The organism is Halomonas sp. 3H (genome assembly GCF_024206005.1).
Classification (GTDB): domain Bacteria; phylum Pseudomonadota; class Gammaproteobacteria; order Pseudomonadales; family Halomonadaceae; genus Halomonas; species Halomonas campaniensis.
The window spans coordinates 397,689-415,214 of sequence record NZ_CP100360.1; the positions used below are offsets into that span (position 1 = coordinate 397,689).

The following is a 17,526-nucleotide window of genomic DNA, read 5'->3' on the forward strand; positions in this document are numbered from 1 at the left end:
CCAGCTCATGGGGTGGCCTCCTTCGCTTGGGGACTGCCTGCGGATTCGCCGGCGGGCCGGAACAGCCGCAGCCGGTTGGCGTTGCTCACCACGGTGATCGACGACAGCGACATGGCCGCGCCGGCGATCATCGGCGAGAGCAGCATCCCGGTGACCGGATAGAGCACGCCGGCGGCGATGGGAATGCACAGGGTGTTGTAGCCGAAGGCGCCCACCAGATTCTGCTTGATGTTGGCAAGCGTCGCCCGGCTGATCTCGATGGCCGAGGCGACCCCGTGCAGCGAGCCGCGCATCAGGGTGATCCCCGCGCTCTCGATGGCGACGTCGGTGCCCTGGCCGATGGCGAAGCCCACGTCGGCGCGAGCCAGGGCCGGGGCGTCGTTGATGCCGTCGCCGACCATGCCGACGACCTCGCCGGCCTGCTGCAGACGCTCGATCTCGGCATGCTTGTCCTCGGGCAGCAGGCCCGCGCGGAACTCGTCGATGCCCACCTCCCGGGCGATGGCGGCGGCGGTGTGCTCGTTGTCGCCGGTCAGCATCACCACCTTGAGGCCGTCGGCCTGCAGGCGCCTCACCGCCTCCACGGTGTCATGGCGCAGCGGGTCGCTGATGCCGAACAGCGCGGCCAGCCGGCCGTCCACGGCCAGGTAGACCACGGTGCGCGCCTTCTCCTCCAGTTCGCCGGCCTTCGCCTTGCCGCCGGCCAGGTCGACACCGGCCTCTTCCAGCAGGCGGGCATTGCCCAGCAGCAGCGCCTTGCCGTCGGTCGTCCCGGCCTTCACGCCACCGCCTGTGACGCTGTCGAAGTCGCGTATCTCCGCGGCCTCGATGCCGGCCTCCTCGGCATGTGCCATCAGCGCTGCGGCCAGGGGGTGCTCGGAGCCCCGCTCCAGGGCCGCCACCAGCGCGAGCACCTGCGGCTCTTCTCCTTCCAGAATCTCTGCTTCGGTCACGCTCGGCCTGCCCTCGGTGAGGGTGCCGGTCTTGTCCACTACCAGGGTGGTGAGCCGGCTGGCCACCTGCAGGGCCTCGCCGCTGCGTACCAGCACCCCGTGCTCGGCGGCCTTGCCGACCCCGATCATGGTGGAGATCGGCGTGGCCAGGCCCAGGGCGCAGGGGCAGGCGATGATCAGCACCGTGGTGGCGGTGACCAGCATGTGGATCACCCGCGGCTCGGCGCCAAAGTTGAACCAGATCAGGGCGGTGATCACGGCGATGATCATCACCGTGGGCACGAAGATGCTGGAGACCTTGTCGGCCAGCTCGCCGATGGGCGGACGGGAGTTCTGGGCGCTGGCCACCTGCTCGGTGATGCGGCCCAGGCGGGTGTCGGCGCCGACGCGGGTGGCCCGGTAGACCAGCGAGCCCTTGCCGTTGACGGTGCCGGCGCTGACCTCATCCTCCTCGCCCTTGGCCACCGGCAGCGGTTCGCCGGTGAGCATCGACTCGTCGATATGGCTCCTGCCTTCGGTGACGACGCCATCCACCGGCAGTCGCTCGCCGGGGCGCACGCGGATATGGTCCCCCTCGCGCACCTCGTCGATGTCGAGCTCGCGCTCCTCGCCGTCGCGGATCACCCGAGCGGTGCGGCTCTGCAGGTCGAGCAGGCGCTTGAGGGCATCGCTGGTGCGGCCCCGGGCGCGAAGCTCCAGGGCGTTGCCCAGCAGCACTAGGCCGATGATCATCGCCGAGGCCTCGAAGTAGATGCCGTGGGCCACGGCGGGCAACCAGGGGGCGAAGGCCACCACGCCCATGGAGTAGACCCAGGCCGTGCCCGTGCCCATGGCAATGAGGGTGTCCATGTTCGCCTGGTGGTGCTTGAGATTCTTCCAGGCGTTGATGAAGAAGTGGCGTCCGGGGCCGGCCATCACCGCCAGCGTCAGCAGGCCGATCACCAGCCAGAACAGCCGACCCGTACCCACCGGGTGGGGGTGGTAGAAGAACATGCTGGCCATCAGCGGCACCGCCAGCGCCAGGGACCAGGCGCTGCCCTTCAGGCGGCGACGGTACTCCCGGGCGTCCTTCTCGGCACGGGCCGACTCGGCCTGGCGCAGGTCGACGATGGGCTCGGCGCCATAGCCCACCGACTCCACCGCGCGGATCAGCTCGGCCTCGCCGGCGCTGCCGCGGACCTGGGCGGTATGGGTGCCGAAGTTGACCTCCGCACCGACCACGCCGGGGGTCCGTTCCAGCGCCTGCTGCACGCTCTTCACGCAGCTGGCACAGGTCATGCCGCTGATGGAGAGACGCCGGGTGGTAGCGCGCTCGTCGTCGCCCTCGGTGGCGGCAGTAGCGGCAACCGTCGCTTCGGCCGGCGCCGGCGGGGCGGCGCTCTCTGCTTCGCTGGCCGGCTCCTCGGGATCGCCGGGCGGATAGCCGGCATCCTTCAGGGCCCGATCCAGGGCCTCGTCGTCCAGGTCGGTGGTGACTTCCAGGCGCTTCTCTGCGGGGGTGCCGACGACCTCGGCGTCGGGGTCCTCGGCCTGGATGGCCTCGCGCATGCGTTTCACGCACCCCTGGCAGCTCATGCCGGGGATCGTCCGCTCGCGCATCAGGGAGCGGCCCGAAGGCGGATAGCCGGCCGCCTGCAGGGCCCGATCCACGGCGCGGTCGTCCAGGTCGGTGGTGACTTCCAGGCGCTTCGCGGCCGGGGTGCCGACGACCTCGGCGTCGGGATCCTCGGCCTGGATGGCCTCGCGCATACGCTTCACACACCCCTGGCAGCTCATGCCGGGCACGGTGCGTTCGAGGGAGGGGCGGGCGTTCATGGGCTCTCCTTGGCGGTGCCGCCTTGGGAGCAGGACTGGCGGTCGCTGCCCTTCAGCGGTTCGGGGAAGCTCTCGATCAGGCGACACAGGCTGTGGCCGTCCGGGGTGCCGTCGGGCATCTCGGCCCAGGCCGCCAGGGCCTGCTCCATGCGCTCGGCCAGGGCCTGCAGCTCGGCGATCCGCTGGTGGATCTCGGGCAGCCGGCTGGCCAGTAGGTCGCGGACCATGGGGCAGGGGGAGTCGCCGTGGTCGGCGTGGGCGAGGATGTCGCGGATCTCGGCCACGCCGAAGCCCAGGGTGCGGGCGCGCTGGATGAAGCGCAGCCGCTCCAGGTCGCCCTGGTCGAACAGCTGGTAGCCGTTGTCGGGGTGGCGCTCGGGGTGCAGCAGCCCCTCGCGGACGTAGTGGCGGACGGTCTCGGCGGTGACGCCGGCCAGTCCCGCCAGCTCGCTGACCTTCATGGCACTTGCCTCATATGGGTCGTAGCAGTGGACCTAGTGTAAAACCCTTGTGTTACCCAAAGGTCAAGGAACGCGTGAGGGTACTGCCCAATCGGGTTTTGCAGATGGCGGGGTATTGCGTAACCTACTGAAAGTTCGATCTCTCAAACGAGTGTGCGACCAAAGTATTAGCGTTTCCGATATTAAAACGAACGTTTGGCCTTGAAACTGGGTCGCCGTTGCGAGAAAAGGGGAGGGCACGCCATCGCCCCGCCAAGAGGGCCGGTCGGACCCACTCCCCGTGAACCTGAATCCAAGGGAAGTCACCTCATGAAGAACAAGTTCAACAGGCTTTCACTGGCCGTGGCCATTGCCGCCGCCGCCTTCGCCAGCCAGGCCCACGCCGGCGGCTACCAGATCAACGAGCAGAGCGTCAGCGGCCAGGGCTACGGCCACGCCGGGCGCAGCTCCAACGTCAACGACGCCACCATCGTGTTCGGCAACCCGGCCGGCATGTCGTTCCTGGATCGCGCCCAGGTGACGGCGGGCGGGACCTATCTGGATGTCAGCACGGATATCGACAACGCGAGTGCCACGCGCAACGGCATGCCGGTCGAAGGGTCAAGCGACGGTGACATGGTGCCCGGGACACTGATTCCCTTCGCCTTCTATGCTCACCCGGTCAATGAGCGGCTGGCCTTCGGCTTCGGCGTCTACGCGCCCTTCGGCTCCAAGACCGACTACGAGGATGGCTTCATCGGTCGGAACCTGGGCAACTACACCGAGCTGACGGTGATGAGTGCCCAGCCTACGGTCTCCTACCGCTTCAATGAGCAGTGGTCCGTGGGGGCGGGCCTGATGTACAACCGCGTGGAAGGGGAACTCCATCGCCAGGTGCCTACACCTACGTTTGGTGCCATCGGCATGACGGAGGCTGGCCCCATTATTGGTGTGACCGGGACTCAGGAACTGGATGCGCGCATCGAAGGCGATGATGATGGTTGGGGTTACAACCTTGGCGTGATGTTCCAGCCTGTGCCCGAGACGACGCTGGGCCTGACCTATCGTTCCAAGGTCAGCTATACCCTGACGGGTGACTATCGTTCTCGCGATGCAAGCGGAGACATCTACGTCAACCCGCTGAGCGGTGAGGTTCAGGACAAGTCGGCCAAGCTGGGCCTGGATACTCCGGAAACCGTGAACTTCTCCATCACCCAGCAGATGACCGACCGCCTGAAGCTGATGGCGGGCGCCTCCTGGACGCGCTGGGACCGTTTCGACGAGATCCTCGTGACGGGCCCCGATGGGGAGACCATCACGTTTGAAGAGCAGGACTACTCCAATGCCTGGGCCTTTGGCGTCGGTGGCCAATATCAGCTGAACCCCCAGTGGGTTCTGCGTGCCGGCGTCACCATCGACAAGACCCCGACCAGTGATCAGTTCCGCAGCGCCCGTATTCCCTCTGATGATCGTCGCATCTTCTCCATCGGGGCCGGCTGGACGCCCGTGGACAACCTGACCGTCGATCTTGCCTACTCCTATCTGACGGAGCGGGGTACCCAGGTAGACCAGGCTCGCACGGATGCCAACGAGACCATCACCTCGACCTACACGGCCGACTACAAGAACGAGGCCCACGGCTTCGGCGCCCAGTTGACCTATCGCTTCTGAGCGGCATCCAGCCAGGCGTAACCACGGAACCCGGCCGAGGCCGGGTTCCGTGTGTCAGGGCGGCCGAGCCGAGGCGCGGGGTGGATGCGGCGGGGCGCGGGTTTCGCTACAATAGTCCTCCTTTTCGCGCCGCCGGGGCCTTGACGTCATGTCAGCGCCGCGGCGGCCGTTTTTCCAACGCTGACTCGGATGAGCCCCATGCTGGAAACCAACCCGATTCACCAACTCATCAAGGACCTGTCCGAGCGGACAGACGTCCTGAGGGGGTATCTTTGACTATGCCGAACGCAAGGATCGGCTAGAGGAAGTCACCCGCGAGCTCGAGGACCCGGGCGTCTGGAACGATCCGGACTACGCCCAGAAGCTGGGCAAGGAGCGCGCCTCGCTGGAAACCATCGTCCAGACCATCGAAGAACTCGACCAGGGCCTCGCGGACAGCCGTGACCTGCTGGAGCTGGCCGAGATGGAGGAGGACGAGGATACCGTCGCCGAGGTCCAGAAGGAGCTGGACGGCATGCAGGCGAGTCTCGAGCGACTGGAGTTCCGGCGCATGTTCTCCGGCGAGATGGACGAGAGCAACGCCTACCTGGACATCCAGGCGGGCTCCGGCGGCACCGAGGCCCAGGACTGGGCCAACATGCTGCTGCGCATGTACCTGCGCTGGGCCGAGCATCACGGCTTCAAGGCCGAGATCATCGAGCTCTCCGGCGGCGAGGTGGCCGGTATCAAGTCCGCCACGGTGCATATCCAGGGTGATCATGCCTTCGGCTGGCTGCGCACCGAGACCGGCGTGCACCGTCTGGTGCGCAAGAGCCCCTTCGACTCCGGTGGCCGCCGCCACACTTCGTTCGCCTCGGTGTTCCTGTCACCGGAGATCGACGATAGCTTCGAGGTCGAGATCAACCCGGCGGACCTGCGCGTCGACACCTACCGCTCCAGCGGTGCCGGCGGCCAGCACGTCAACACCACCGACTCGGCGGTGCGGATCACCCACGAGCCCACCGGCATCGTGGTGGCCTGTCAGAGCCAGCGCAGCCAGCACGCCAACCGCGACTTCGCCATGAAGCAGCTCAAGGCGAAGCTGTGGGAACACGAGATGGAGAAGCGCAACGCTGCCAAGCAGGAGGCGGAGGACTCCAAGGCCGACATCGGCTGGGGCAGCCAGATCCGCTCCTATGTGCTGGATGACCAGCGCATCAAGGACCTGCGCACCGGCGTGCAGACCAGCAACTGCGACAAGGTGCTGGATGGTGATCTGGACCAGTTCATTGTCGCCAGCCTCAAGCAGGGCCTATAGCCTGCTGCGCTCGCCGATACGGCGTTGCCCCTCTGCGACAGGTGCTCATTGACGACAGTCAACGCCGCCCTCTCGCCGAGGGGCGCCTTGTCTCGGCATCGCTCGCGCGGCTATAGCTATAGGCGTGTCACGGACCCCGCATCAAAGATTCCCAATTAGGTAGCGAAATGGCCAACGAGAGCTCCTCCCCGGATAGCCCTTCACAAAGCAGCCCGCAGAACGACGAGAACCGCCTGATCGCCGAGCGCCGCGCCAAGCTGGCCGCGCGCCGCGAGCGGGCCGCCGAGCGCGGCGAGAGCGCCTTCCCCAACGACTTCCGTCGCGACAGCCAGGCTGCGGAGCTGATCGCCGAGCTGGGCGACAGGGATAAGGCCGAGCTGGAGGCGCTGGACCGCCAGGCATCGGTGGCCGGGCGCATCATGCGCAAGCGGGGCCCGTTCATCGTCATCCAGGACGTCTCGGGCCAGATCCAGCTCTATGTCGACAAGAAGGGGCTGCCGGCCGAGGTGCTGGAGGACGTCAAGGGCTGGGACATCGGCGACATCGTCGCGGCCCGCGGGCCGATCCACAAGTCCGGCAAGGGCGACCTCTACGTGATGATGGTCGAGGCGAAGCTGCTCACCAAGAGCCTGCGCCCGCTGCCCGACAAGTTCCATGGCCTGACCGACATGGAGGCGCGCTACCGGCAGCGCTACGTGGACCTGATCATGAACCCCGACTCGCGCCGGGTCTTCGAGACCCGGGCCGGGGTGATCAGCGCCATGCGCCGCTTCTTCGAGGAGCGCGGCTTCATGGAGGTGGAGACGCCGATGCTGCAGCCGATCCCCGGCGGCGCCACGGCCCGCCCCTTCATCACCCACCACAACGCGCTGGACATCGACATGTACCTGCGCATCGCGCCGGAGCTCTACCTGAAGCGCCTGGTGGTGGGTGGCTTCGAGCGGGTCTTCGAGATCAACCGCAACTTCCGCAACGAGGGGCTCTCCACTCGGCACAACCCCGAGTTCACCATGATCGAGTTCTATCAGGCCCATGCGAACCACCACGACCTGATGGACCTGACCGAGGAGATGCTGCGCAGCGTGGCCCGCCAGGTGCTGGGGACCACCACGGTGGTCAACACGGTGCGCAACAGCGAGGGCGAGGTGCTCGAGACCTTCGAGTATGACTTCGGCAGCCCGCTGAAGCGGATCACGGTGTTCGATGCCATCCTCGAGTTCAACCCGGACATCCACGCCGAGGCGCTGGCCGACGAGTCCGCCGCGCGCCAGATCGCCGAGCGGCTGGATATCGACGTAAAGGACGGCTGGGGGCTGGGCAAGATCCAGATCGAGATCTTCGAGAAGACCGTCGAGCATCGCCTGAAGCAGCCCACCTTCATCACCGAGTACCCCACCGAGGTGAGCCCGCTGGCGCGGCGCAAGGATTCCGACCCCTTCGTCACCGAGCGCTTCGAGTTCTTCGTCGGCGGCCGCGAGATCGCCAACGGCTTCTCGGAGCTCAACGATGCCGAGGACCAGGCCGAGCGCTTCCGCGCCCAGGCGGCGGAGAAGGACGCCGGCGACCTCGAGGCGATGTACTACGACGCCGACTACGTGCGCGCGCTCGAGTATGGCCTGCCGCCCACCGCCGGCGAGGGCATCGGCATCGACCGGCTGGTGATGCTGTTCACCGACAGCGCCTCGATCCGCGATGTGCTGCTTTTCCCGGCCATGCGTCCCGAGGTGGAATAGTTGGTAAACACCGCCCACGGCGCCCATAATGGTCACCGTTTCGACGTCGAGGAGACCGCCATGAAACTGCTCAACCGCTCCGCCCTGAGCGTGCGCCCGACCCAGCCTTTCGTGGACTGGATCAACGGGCTCGAGCCCACCCTTGGCGATGATGACCTGACGCTCGCCGACGTCGAACGGGAGAGCACCGTCTACCTGATCCCGGAAATGGACACTCCCGAGGCCCTCGAGGCCTTCGTGCGCGAGCGCTATCTCGAGATCCTCGAGACCGAGCTGCGTGCCTGGGAGGAAGACGAGCGGCAGTGGCCCGAGGTCATCGACTGGCCGCTGTTCCAGCGCTTCCTGCGCGTCGAGCACAGCTACCTGGCCATCGACCTCGACGACGAGGCGGCCCTGGAGATCTCCGAGGTGGACGACAGCCTGCTGCTGGAGACCGATCAGGACTGAGCCCTGACCGGCCACTCCCCTCGAGAAACCGGCTTCGGCCGGTTTCTTCGTTACCGACCCCGCCGTGATGGAAACAGGATGAGCCGACTCTTCGATTCACGCCCCGGCGACGACGGCCTGCCCGGGCCGGCGCGTCGCCTGGCCGTGCTGGCGCTGGTGCTCGGCACGCTGATGGCGGTGGTGGACACCACCATGGTCAACATCGCCCTGCCCTCGATCGCGACAGGCCTCGAGGTGTCGGCCTCCCGGGCCGTCTGGGTGACCAACCTCTTCCAGATCAGCTGCGCGGCCTTCCTGCTGGTGTTCGCCGCGCTGAGCGAACTGGTCAGCCGCCGCCGGCTCTACGTGGCGGGGGTAGGCGTCTTCACCCTGGCGTCGCTGGGCAGCGCGCTCTCCACCAGCCTGGAGTCGCTGCTGGTGTTTCGCGCCCTGCAGGGGCTCGGGGCCGCGGCGACGCTCTCCATCGGGCCGTCGCTCTACCGTTCCATCTTCCCTTCGCGGCTGCTGGGCAGCGCGCTGGGCCTCTCTGCCATGGTGGTCGCCGCCGGCTATGCCGCGGGGCCGGCCATCGGCGGCCTGGTGCTCTCGGTGGCGGACTGGCCCTGGCTGTTCGCCCTGCACCTGCCGCTTGGCGTGATCGCGGTGGTCCTGGCGTGGCGGGCGCTGCCGCGGGAGACCGGTCGGCGAGGGGGCTTCGACATGGCCGGCGCACTGCTCTCGGTGGCGATGCTCGGCGGCTTCTTCATGGCCATGGACAGCGTCGGCCACCAGGCACCCGCCTGGCAGGTGGTGGCCTGGCTGGCGCTGAGCATCGCGGCGGCATGGGGCTTCCTGTGGCGCCAGCGCCGTGCCACCCATCCGCTGCTGCCGCTGGACATCTTCGCCGAGCCGCGCTTCAGCCTGGCACTCGCCGCCCAGGGCACGGCCTTCGTGGGCCAGGGGCTGGCCTTCGTGGCGCTCTCCTTCCTGTTCCAGCAGGAGATGGGGTTCTCGCCGCTCGAGACCGCCTGGCTGTTCACCCCCTGGCCGCTGGCGATCATGCTGGTGGGACCCCGGGCCGGGCGCCTGGCCGACCGGGTCAATCCCAGCCTGCTGGCCTCCACCGGGCTCTCGCTGCTGCTGGCGGGGCTGGTCTCGCTGGCCTGGCTCGATGCCGGGGCCGGGGTGGTCGACGTGCTGTGGCGCATGCTGCTGTGCGGCGTCGGCTTCGGGCTCTTCCAGCCGCCCAACAATCGCGAGCTGATGAGCACGGTGCCGCGGGAGCGCAGCGCCAGTGCCTCCGGCGCCATGAGCACCTCGCGTACCGTGGGGCAGTCCCTGGGGGTGGCCCTGGTGGGGGCCTTCCTGGCCGCCGGGGCCCCGGTGCAGGCCACGCTCTGGGTGGGCGGGGCAGCCTGCCTGGTGGCCCTGTCGGCCAGCCTCGCCCGGACTCCCCTGGCCGGTGCCGCCCAGGCCCGCCGGCGTCGCGCCGCCGAGTCGTCGTCGGCGAGCGACTGAGCGAGTACAATGGGGCATCCACTTGCCTACCGGGGAGGTGCCATGCGCATCAAGTCCATCATCGAAGAGAAGCTGCAGGCTCTCGATCCCGTCTTCGTGGCGGTGGAGAACGAGAGCCACCGGCACAGCGTGCCGGCCAATTCCGAGACCCACTTCAAGGTGACCCTCGTCTCCGAGCGCTTCGAGGGGCTGATGCCGGTGAAGCGTCACCAGCAGCTCTACGCGCTGCTGGCCGACGAGCTGGCCGGGCCGGTCCACGCCCTGGCCCTGCATCTGTATACGCCCGCCGAGTGGCAGGCCAGCGGGCAGTCCCGGCCGGACTCCCCCGACTGCCGGGGCGGCAGCCAGTCGTGACCCCCGAGCCGCAGCGTCTGCAGTATCTGGAGGCCATGGGGCTGACGGCCTGGGTGGCGCGCTATGCGCTGCCCAATGCCCGGCCGACCCCGGCCTGCGACTGGGAGCTGCCCGAGGCGCCGCCGCCCGAGGCCCCCGGGGAGCGGCTGCATGCCCTGCTGGACGAGGCGGTGAAGACCCCTTCGGTGCCGCGGGAGGCGCCGGAGCCTGCCCTCCGCGTGCGAGGCCAGCGCCCGGCCGGCCCCGGCAAGGCGCGGGCGCTGCTGGGTGGCGCTCCGCCCGAGGCCACGCCGCCCGCGGACGACTCGGCCTCAGACGAGGCCGCTATCGCCCCCGCCGAGGCGCTGCACTTCACCTTCCAGGTGACCTGTCTCGAGGGGCGCTGGCTGCTGCTGCTGCCAGGGGAGGCGGCCCCCGAACGCACCCACCTGGCGCTGCTCGGCAACCTGCTGCAGGCCGCCGGTGTCCCGGCCCAGGCGCTTCCTCCCTTCGAGCCCTTTCGCTGGCCGCTGCAGGAGGGCCTGCCGGTGGAGGCTCCCCTCGATGAGGCCCGCCAGGGCGTGCAGGCCTTCGTGGCCGGCGCGCGTCGCCGCGGCTGGCAGCCCGAGCGGCTGCTGCTGTTCGGCCATGACGAGGCACTGGACCGGGTCCTGACCGTGGCCGACGGCCGCTGCCCGCTGCTGGAGCTGCCCGCCTGGCAGGGGCCCGCCCTGGCGGAGCTGGCCGTCAGCGCCGAGGCCAAGCGAGCGCTCCTGCCGCAGCTGCTGGCCTGGGGCCAGGCGTGGCAGGCGTCCGCCGAGGAGAGGTCGGGTGAGGGCTAGCACGCAGGCAGCGAAGCCGGTGCTGGCACGCCTGACGGAGGCCGACCTCCCGCCCGTGGTGGCGCTGGAGGCGGCCCACGGCTGGCCCACGGGCGGTTCCGCGTCGCAGCTGAGGTCTGTCCTGGCGGACCCTGCCACGGCGGTGTTCGGCCTGATGGCCGGCGATACCCCGATGGGGGGTGATGGGCTCGTGGCCTATGCAGCGGTGGCTCGGCTGCCCTTCGAGGCGGAGCTCCAGGCGATCCTGGTGGACGGTCCCCGGCGTGGCCAGGGGCTCGCCGGGACGCTGCTCGGCGTGGTGATCGACCAGGCCCGCGAGTGGGGCAGCGAGCGGCTGCTGCTGGAGGTCAGGGCGGGAAACCTGGCGGCCATCGCCCTCTATCGGCGCGGCGGTTTCGGGGAGGATGGCCGCCGGCGGGGGTACTATCCGCCCCGGGAGCCCGGGGCGTCGCGGGAGGACGCGGTGCTGATGTCGCTCCCGCTGGTCCGCACGCCCGCCACCTGAGCGGCGGGCGCCCGGCCGCTGTCAGTTGCCGCCGGTATCGACGTCGTCGAACTTGCCCAGCAGGGCCGAGAGCCGGCGCTCCCACTCCTCGCGCTCCTGCTTCAGTCGGCTGTTTTCCTCGCGCAGCTCCTCGGCTTCCATCTTCAGCAGTTCCAGGGCCTCGACGGCGCTGGCGACCTTCTGTTCGAGCCGGTTGAAGAGTTCGATGCTCATCCTTTTCTCCTGGGGTGTCGTTCCGGGGGTGGTCCTTGCGGCCGAGCCGGCGCCCGTCGCGGGCGGTGCCGAGGCTGCAGCGTAACGCCGAGCCCCTGGCTCAGCAAGCGTCGTCGGGCGGCGACGAGGCGGCGGCGGCGCGGCGGTAGAGCCGGCCGTGACTGTCGCCGGCGCGCACCTCGCGGTGCAGCTGCCATGTCGCCGGTACCCTGGGCTCGAGCCCTGCTTCGGTCTCCACGTAGATCCAGGCGTCGCCGGTGAGCCAGCCCGCCTCCAGGGCGGCGCAGCAGGGCTCGGCGAGCCCCTGGCGGAAGGGCGGGTCGAGGAATGCCAGCGAGCAGGGCCTCGGCCCCTCGGCGAGGAAGGTCAGGGCGTCGCCGGCGATGACCCGGCCCCGCTCGTCGGCCTTGAGCGTCGCCAGGTTCTCCTCCAACTGGCGCGCCACCCGGGGGTCGCGCTCCACGAAGGTGGCCTCCCGGGCGCCCCGCGAGAGCGCTTCCAGCCCCAGGGCCCCGGTTCCCGCAAAGAGGTCCAGGACCCGGGCGCCGGGCGTGGCGGCGGCCAGCCAGTTGAACAGGGTCTCGCGCACCCGGTCGGGAGTGGGGCGCAGGCCGGGGCTGTCGAGCACCGGCAGCAGCCGGCGGCGGTAGTCGCCGCCGATGATTCGCAGGCGGCCGGCGCTCCGGCTGCCGGCGTCCCGGCGACCCGGGCCGTTGGAGCGGGGCGCCGTTGGTTTGCCGCCCCGGCGGCGTTGGGGAGGGGAACGTCGCGTCATGGCCGGGATTGTACCCGCGGGCTTATCCACAGTCATGGTGCGCGGTGGTAGGATGTGGCGATTCGTTCATCCGCGAGGCTGATTCTGTCCATGTTCGGTTTTTTCAAGCGCAAGAAGCAGCAGGAGCAAGAGGCGACCCGGGAAGAGCAGGAGCGCCAGGAGCAGGCCGCCCAGGCGCCCGAGGAGGGCGCGGAAGAGTCAGATGTCCGCGCTGAGCCCGAGCGCGTCGCGCCTGTGGAGCCCCTCGCCGAGGAAGCGCCTGCCGAGGAGGCGCATGAGCCTCGCCCCGAGACCGAGCCGGCCGTCGAGGAGGTCGCACCAGCCGAAGCCTCCAGCGACGGGGCCCCTGTCATTGAACCCGGGGAGGAGGTGGCGCAGCCTGCTGCCGAGCCCGAGCCCGAGCCCGAGCCCGAGCCCGAGCCCGAGCCCGAGCCCGAGCCCGAGCCCGAGCCCGAGCCCGAGCCCGAGCCCGAGCCCGAGCCCGAGCCCGAGCCCGAGCCCGCCCGCGCGGCGCTGCAGGAGAAGCCCTCCTCCGGCGAGAAGACAGGCTGGTTCGCGCGCATCAAGGCCGGCCTCGGCAAGACCCGGGCCAACCTCACCGATGGCCTGGCGGACCTCTTCCTCGGCAAGAAGCAGATCGACGACGACCTGATGGATGACCTGGAGACCCAGCTGCTGATGGCGGACGTGGGCATCGAGGCCACCACCGAGATCATCGATCGCCTCACCGAGCGGGTCTCGCGCAAGGAACTCCAGGACAGCGAGGCGCTCTACCGAGCCCTGCAGGAGGAGCTGGCCGACATGCTCGAGCCGGTCAGCGCGCCGCTGGCCTTGCCGCCCCGGGGGGAGGGGCCCTTCGTCATCCTGGTGGTAGGGGTCAACGGGGTGGGCAAGACCACCACCATCGGCAAGCTGACCCAGCGCTTCCAGCGCGAGGGGCGCAGCGTGATGCTGGCCGCCGGCGACACCTTCCGCGCCGCGGCGGTGGAGCAGCTAAAGGTGTGGGGGGAGCGCAACCAGGTACCGGTGATCGCCCAGCACACCGGCGCCGACAGTGCCTCGGTGATCTTCGACGCCGTGTCGGCCGCCAAGGCGCGCGGCGTCGACGTGCTGATCGCCGACACCGCCGGCCGCCTGCACAACAAGGCCCACCTGATGGAGGAGCTCAAGAAGGTCCATCGGGTGATGGGCAAGGTGGACGCCAGCGCGCCCCACGAGGTGATGCTGGTGCTCGACGCCGGCACCGGCCAGAACGCCCTCTCCCAGGCCAGCACCTTCAACGAGGCGGTGCCGATCACCGGGGTGACCCTCACCAAGCTGGACGGCACCGCCAAGGGCGGCATCATCTTCGCCCTGGCCAAGCAGCTCGGCACGCCCATCCGCTTCATCGGCGTCGGCGAGACACTGGACGACCTGCGGCCCTTCGTGGCCCGGGAGTTCGTCGACGCCCTGTTCGACCGAGACGGGAACGACGCCGCCCGATGATCGCCTTCGAGCACGTGGGCAAGCGCTACGGTGGGCGCTTCGAGGCGCTCGCCAACCTCGACTTCCGCGTGCGCCGCGGCGAGATGGTCTTCCTCACCGGCCACTCCGGGGCCGGCAAGAGTTCCCTGCTGCGCCTGATCATGCGCCTAGAGCGCCCCTCCCGGGGGCGCATCCTGGTCGCCGGCCACGACATCGACCGTCTGCACCACAGCCAGGTGCCCTACTACCGGCGCCAGATCGGCGTGGTCTTCCAGGACCACCAGCTGCTCCTCGACCGCTCCATCTACCACAACGTGGCGCTGCCCCTGGAGATCCAGGGCGTCGAGCCCCGTGAGGCCGCCCGCCGCGTGCGTGCCGCCCTGGACAAGGTGGGGCTGCTGCATCGCGAGAAGGCCCTGCCCATCGAGCTCTCCGGCGGCGAGCAGCAGCGGGTGGGCATCGCCCGGGCGGTGGTCAACAAGCCGGCGCTGCTGCTGGCCGACGAGCCGACCGGCAACCTCGACCCCCAGCTCTCCGCCGACATCATGGCGCTGTTCGAGGACTTCAATCGCATCGGCACCACGGTGATGATTGCCAGCCATGACCTGGCGCTGATCGCCCGCCTGCGCCACCGCACCCTGCGCCTGCGCGAGGGTCGGCTGGTGGCCGACGAGGAGGCGGCATGAGTCGTCAGCCCGCCGCGCCGCCGCCACGGGGCGCCCGTACCCATCGCACCCGCCCCCGCAGCCGTCTGCGGGGCTGGGCGCGCCACCATCGCGCCATGTGCCTGGACAGCGCCCGGCGCCTGCTGCGAGCGCCCATCGGCAGCCTGCTGACCATGCTGGCCATTGCCATCGCCCTGGTGCTGCCGGCGGCGCTCTGGCTGGCCCTGGACGGTGCCCGGTTGCTGGATGCCGAGCTGGAGGAGAGTGCCACCCTGACCGTCTACCTGGCGCTCCACGTCGAGGAGGCCCAGGCGGCGCGAATCGACGAGGCGCTGCTGGCCCACGAGGCCGTAGGCCGCACCCGGCTGATCACCGCCGCCGAGGGCATGGCCGAGTTCCAGCAGGCGCTGGGGCTGGCCGATGCCCTGGGCCGCCTGGAGGAGAACCCGCTGCCGGCCAGCGTGGTGGTGACCCCGCTGGACCCCGACCCGGCGGCGGTGCGCACCCTGGCCGCGGAGCTCGAGGAGATGAGCGGCGTCGACGAGGTGCGGCTTGACCTGGCGTGGATCGAGCGGCTGCGCCACCTGGCCGAGCTGGGCCACCGTGTCGCCCTGGCGCTGGCCGTCCTGTTCGGTGGCGGGGTGCTGCTGGTGGTCGGCAACACCATCCGCCTCTCGGTGGAGAGTCGCCGCCAGGAGATCGAGGTGGTGACCCTGATCGGCGCCACCCATGCCTTCGTGCGTCGTCCCTTCCTCTACAGCGGGGCCTGGTACGGCCTGGGCGGTGGCCTGCTGGCCTGGGGCCTGCTGGCGCTGGGCAGCGAGTGGCTCGCCGCGCCGGTGGCGGCGCTGGCGGCCAGCTACGGGGCCAGCTTCAGCCTGCCGCAGCTGGGGGCGGCCGGCTCGGCAATCCTGCTGCTTTGTAGTACACTACTGGGCTGGTTGGGCGCCTGGATCGCGGTGAGCCGACACCTCGCCGAGGTGCGGCCGCGCTAGTCCCCGGCCGACCGATGTTTCGAGTGCCAACCTGCATGTTCACGGAACATTTTCCGGTCAACGTCATCCAATGCAGCGTTCGCCAACCGCACCAATGGGCTTTCAAGGAGACAATCTGCACATGAGCACCAGTCTTCTGCCGGTGGGCCATCTCTCCCCGGGGCACGACCTCAACGGGTACCTCCAGGCGGTGAACGGCATTCCCATGCTGACCGCCGACGAGGAGCGTGAACTGGCCTTCCGCCTGCACGATGAAGGCGACCTCGAGGCGGCGCGCCGCCTGGTCCTGTCGCACCTGCGCTTCGTCGTGCACATCGCTCGCAGCTATTCCGGCTACGGGCTGCCCCAGGCCGACCTCATCCAGGAAGGCAATGTCGGCCTGATGAAGGCGGTCAAGCGCTTCGACCCCAACCAGGGCGTGCGCCTGGTCTCCTTTGCCGTCCACTGGATCAAGGCCGAGATCCACGAGTTCGTGCTGCGCAACTGGCGCATCGTGAAGATCGCCACCACCAAGGCCCAGCGCAAGCTGTTCTTCAACCTGCGCGGCGCGAAGAAGCGGCTGGCCTGGCTGAACAACGACGAGGTCGACGCCATCGCCCGGGACCTCGACGTCAAGCCCGAAGTGGTGCGCGAGATGGAAGGGCGCCTCTCGGCCCACGACGCCGGCTTCGATGCCGCCCCCGGCGAGGATGAGGAATCCACCTGGCAGGCCCCGGTGCACTTCCTGGACGATGCCGCGGCCGACCCGGCCACCCAGCTCGAGGACAGCGACTGGGAGGACGACGCCACCCGTCGCCTGCAGCTGGCCCTGGAGGCCCTGGACGACCGCTCCCGCGACATCCTGCAGCGCCGCTGGCTGGCCGACCAGAAGTCGACCCTGCACGAGCTGGCCGATGTCTACGGCGTCTCCGCCGAGCGTATCCGCCAGCTCGAGAAGAACGCCATGAAGAAGATCCGCGAGCAGATCGGCGACGCCCTGGTGGCTTGATGCCCTTCGGGCAGCGCCGAGCTACCAGCGCCGGGCGCCCAGCAGGTCAGTAACGGGCGGCAGGTGGCGAGGAAGTAAACGAAAAACCCGCCGGAGGTAAACTTCGGCGGGTTTTTCGTTGGCACCAGCACCAGCGGTGGCATCATCCTGCTCGGCGCTCGGCGCTCGGCGCTCGGCGCTCGGCGCTCGGCGCTCGGCGCTCGGCGCTCGGCGCTGGCTACGCCGGCTGCGGGCTTCCCTGCAGCAGCTGCGCCGAGAGCAGTGCCCACTGATCCTCCCAGTGTTCGGTGGGGCGGCGGTGGAAGTCGCTTCTCACGTACTGGGAGATCCGCCCCTCGGCCTGGGCCAGCATCAGGTTGGCGGCCGCCGAGACCGGCAGGCTGGGCCGCCGGCCCTCGCGCAGCTCCGCCTCGCGCAGGATCTGCTTGAGCTGGGTCTCGAGCCGCTCGAAGAGCTGGTGGATGCGCACCCTGAGGCGAGCGGTCTCGCCGGTGAGGGCGTCACCGCCCAGCAGCCGCGAGAGGCCGGGATTCTTCTCGGCGAAGGCTAGCAGCAGGGTGAGCAGCGCCCCGCAGCGGGGCAGCGCCTCGGGCTCTTCCTCGAGGATGCGGGTGATGCGCTCGAACAGCGTCTCCTCGATGAACTCGATGAGCCCCTCGAACATGCGCGCCTTGCTGGGGAAGTGGCGGTAGAGGGCGGCCTCGGAGACACCGACCTGGCGCGCCAGGGCGGCCACGGTGATGCGCTTGCCGCTGTCCTCCTCGAGCATCAGCGCCAGCGCCTGCAGGATCTGCTCGCGGCGCGTGGGGGGTTGGGTTGCCTGCGTCATATCGGTCTTTTCTTTTCTAATGGTCGACCCATGCTAGTCGTGCCCCCGCCGTGACGCAAAGGTC

17 protein-coding genes are annotated in these 17,526 nt (G+C 69.5%); 12 read left to right on the forward strand and 5 right to left on the reverse strand.

Annotation, left to right across the window (positions count from 1 at the left end):
* Positions 1–5: 5 nt before the first annotated feature.
* Both NFC98_RS02005 and NFC98_RS02010 read right to left on the reverse strand, forming a co-directional pair.
* Positions 6–2,768 carry a copper-translocating P-type ATPase gene (locus NFC98_RS02005; RefSeq protein WP_254276519.1) on the reverse strand — a complete coding sequence of 921 codons (2,763 nt, stop codon included), beginning with the start codon at positions 2,766–2,768 and terminating at the stop codon, positions 6–8.
* On the reverse strand, positions 2,765–3,229 hold the full coding sequence (locus NFC98_RS02010; RefSeq protein WP_254276520.1) for a MerR family DNA-binding protein: 465 nt from the start codon (positions 3,227–3,229) through the stop codon (positions 2,765–2,767). The genes NFC98_RS02005 and NFC98_RS02010 overlap by 4 nt, the downstream gene beginning before the upstream one ends.
* Before the next feature lie 309 nt (positions 3,230–3,538).
* On the opposite strand from NFC98_RS02010, the gene NFC98_RS02015 reads away from it, so the two are divergent.
* The 8 genes from NFC98_RS02015 (at position 3,539) to NFC98_RS02050 (ending at position 11,533) form a co-directional block, all read left to right on the forward strand.
* Positions 3,539–4,879, forward strand: a complete 1,341-nt coding sequence (locus NFC98_RS02015) for an OmpP1/FadL family transporter (RefSeq protein WP_254276521.1) — start codon at positions 3,539–3,541, stop codon at positions 4,877–4,879.
* A gap of 198 nt (positions 4,880–5,077) precedes the next feature.
* Positions 5,078–6,176, forward strand: a protein-coding gene (gene prfB, locus NFC98_RS02020; protein ID WP_367948958.1) for a peptide chain release factor 2 whose coding sequence is annotated in 2 segments (ribosomal slippage) — positions 5,078–5,152 and positions 5,154–6,176 — 1,098 coding nt in all. Because the reading frame shifts where the segments join, the coding sequence is not laid out codon by codon here.
* A gap of 167 nt (positions 6,177–6,343) precedes the next feature.
* On the forward strand, positions 6,344–7,909 hold the full coding sequence (gene lysS, locus NFC98_RS02025) for a lysine--tRNA ligase (protein WP_254276522.1): 1,566 nt from the start codon (positions 6,344–6,346) through the stop codon (positions 7,907–7,909).
* A 60-nt stretch (positions 7,910–7,969) separates the two neighbouring features.
* Complete coding sequence (locus NFC98_RS02030) at positions 7,970–8,356, forward strand: hypothetical protein (RefSeq protein WP_254276523.1); 387 nt, start codon at positions 7,970–7,972, stop codon at positions 8,354–8,356.
* A 78-nt stretch (positions 8,357–8,434) separates the two neighbouring features.
* The gene (locus NFC98_RS02035) at positions 8,435–9,853 is read left to right on the forward strand and encodes an MFS transporter (protein WP_254276524.1); all 1,419 of its coding nucleotides are present in this window, start codon (positions 8,435–8,437) and stop codon (positions 9,851–9,853) included.
* Positions 9,854–9,895: 42 nt separating this feature from the next.
* On the forward strand, positions 9,896–10,207 hold the full coding sequence (locus NFC98_RS02040; RefSeq protein ID WP_254276525.1) for a BolA family transcriptional regulator: 312 nt from the start codon (positions 9,896–9,898) through the stop codon (positions 10,205–10,207).
* A complete protein-coding gene (locus NFC98_RS02045) occupies positions 10,204–11,028 on the forward strand; it encodes a hypothetical protein (RefSeq protein WP_254276526.1) in 825 nt (274 codons plus the stop codon). The genes NFC98_RS02040 and NFC98_RS02045 overlap by 4 nt, the downstream gene beginning before the upstream one ends.
* Complete coding sequence (locus NFC98_RS02050) at positions 11,018–11,533, forward strand: GNAT family N-acetyltransferase (protein ID WP_254276527.1); 516 nt, start codon at positions 11,018–11,020, stop codon at positions 11,531–11,533. The genes NFC98_RS02045 and NFC98_RS02050 overlap by 11 nt, the downstream gene beginning before the upstream one ends.
* Positions 11,534–11,554: 21 nt before the next feature.
* Here the strand turns inward: NFC98_RS02050 and NFC98_RS02055 are convergent, their stop codons facing one another.
* Both NFC98_RS02055 and rsmD read right to left on the reverse strand, forming a co-directional pair.
* Positions 11,555–11,746 (reverse strand): cell division protein ZapB, encoded by a 192-nt coding sequence (locus NFC98_RS02055; protein WP_183333122.1) that lies wholly within the window; start codon positions 11,744–11,746, stop codon positions 11,555–11,557.
* Between the two features lie 100 nt (positions 11,747–11,846).
* The gene (gene rsmD, locus NFC98_RS02060) at positions 11,847–12,521 is read right to left on the reverse strand and encodes a 16S rRNA (guanine(966)-N(2))-methyltransferase RsmD (protein WP_254276528.1); all 675 of its coding nucleotides are present in this window, start codon (positions 12,519–12,521) and stop codon (positions 11,847–11,849) included.
* Positions 12,522–12,611: 90 nt separating this feature from the next.
* Between rsmD and ftsY the strand changes: the two genes are divergently transcribed.
* The 4 genes from ftsY (at position 12,612) to rpoH (ending at position 16,633) form a co-directional block, all read left to right on the forward strand.
* Positions 12,612–14,006, forward strand: coding sequence for a signal recognition particle-docking protein FtsY (gene ftsY / locus NFC98_RS02065; RefSeq protein WP_254276529.1), 1,395 nt, complete (start codon positions 12,612–12,614; stop codon positions 14,004–14,006).
* Positions 14,003–14,671: a cell division ATP-binding protein FtsE gene (gene ftsE, locus NFC98_RS02070; protein ID WP_254276530.1), complete on the forward strand. Its 669-nt coding sequence runs from the start codon at positions 14,003–14,005 to the stop codon at positions 14,669–14,671. The genes ftsY and ftsE overlap by 4 nt, the downstream gene beginning before the upstream one ends.
* Positions 14,668–15,645: a permease-like cell division protein FtsX gene (gene ftsX / locus NFC98_RS02075; RefSeq protein WP_254276531.1), complete on the forward strand. Its 978-nt coding sequence runs from the start codon at positions 14,668–14,670 to the stop codon at positions 15,643–15,645. The genes ftsE and ftsX overlap by 4 nt, the downstream gene beginning before the upstream one ends.
* Positions 15,646–15,766: 121 nt before the next feature.
* Positions 15,767–16,633, forward strand: coding sequence for an RNA polymerase sigma factor RpoH (gene rpoH, locus NFC98_RS02080; protein WP_183333112.1), 867 nt, complete (start codon positions 15,767–15,769; stop codon positions 16,631–16,633).
* 217 nt (positions 16,634–16,850) lie between these two features.
* Here the strand turns inward: rpoH and slmA are convergent, their stop codons facing one another.
* Positions 16,851–17,462, reverse strand: coding sequence for a nucleoid occlusion factor SlmA (slmA, locus tag NFC98_RS02085; protein ID WP_254276532.1), 612 nt, complete (start codon positions 17,460–17,462; stop codon positions 16,851–16,853).
* Between the last annotated feature and the right edge of the window lie 64 nt (positions 17,463–17,526).

What these genes read in the sequence shown, in the direction of transcription:
- NFC98_RS02035 (WP_254276524.1), top strand. Translation starts at nt 8,435, where the DNA reads ATGAGCCGACTCTTCGATTCACGCCCCGGCGACGACGGCCTGCCCGGG.
- lysS (WP_254276522.1), top strand. Translation starts at nt 6,344, where the DNA reads ATGGCCAACGAGAGCTCCTCCCCGGATAGCCCTTCACAAAGCAGCCCG.
- ftsX (WP_254276531.1), top strand. Translation starts at nt 14,668, where the DNA reads ATGAGTCGTCAGCCCGCCGCGCCGCCGCCACGGGGCGCCCGTACCCAT.
- rsmD (WP_254276528.1), bottom strand. Translation starts at nt 12,521, where the DNA reads ATGACGCGACGTTCCCCTCCCCAACGCCGCCGGGGCGGCAAACCAACG.
- rpoH (WP_183333112.1), top strand. Translation starts at nt 15,767, where the DNA reads ATGAGCACCAGTCTTCTGCCGGTGGGCCATCTCTCCCCGGGGCACGAC.
- slmA (WP_254276532.1), bottom strand. Translation starts at nt 17,462, where the DNA reads ATGACGCAGGCAACCCAACCCCCCACGCGCCGCGAGCAGATCCTGCAG.
- ftsY (WP_254276529.1), top strand. Translation starts at nt 12,612, where the DNA reads ATGTTCGGTTTTTTCAAGCGCAAGAAGCAGCAGGAGCAAGAGGCGACC.
- NFC98_RS02030 (WP_254276523.1), top strand. Translation starts at nt 7,970, where the DNA reads ATGAAACTGCTCAACCGCTCCGCCCTGAGCGTGCGCCCGACCCAGCCT.
- NFC98_RS02055 (WP_183333122.1), bottom strand. Translation starts at nt 11,746, where the DNA reads ATGAGCATCGAACTCTTCAACCGGCTCGAACAGAAGGTCGCCAGCGCC.
- NFC98_RS02005 (WP_254276519.1), bottom strand. Translation starts at nt 2,768, where the DNA reads ATGAACGCCCGCCCCTCCCTCGAACGCACCGTGCCCGGCATGAGCTGC.
- ftsE (WP_254276530.1), top strand. Translation starts at nt 14,003, where the DNA reads ATGATCGCCTTCGAGCACGTGGGCAAGCGCTACGGTGGGCGCTTCGAG.
- NFC98_RS02010 (WP_254276520.1), bottom strand. Translation starts at nt 3,229, where the DNA reads ATGAAGGTCAGCGAGCTGGCGGGACTGGCCGGCGTCACCGCCGAGACC.
- NFC98_RS02015 (WP_254276521.1), top strand. Translation starts at nt 3,539, where the DNA reads ATGAAGAACAAGTTCAACAGGCTTTCACTGGCCGTGGCCATTGCCGCC.
- NFC98_RS02040 (WP_254276525.1), top strand. Translation starts at nt 9,896, where the DNA reads ATGCGCATCAAGTCCATCATCGAAGAGAAGCTGCAGGCTCTCGATCCC.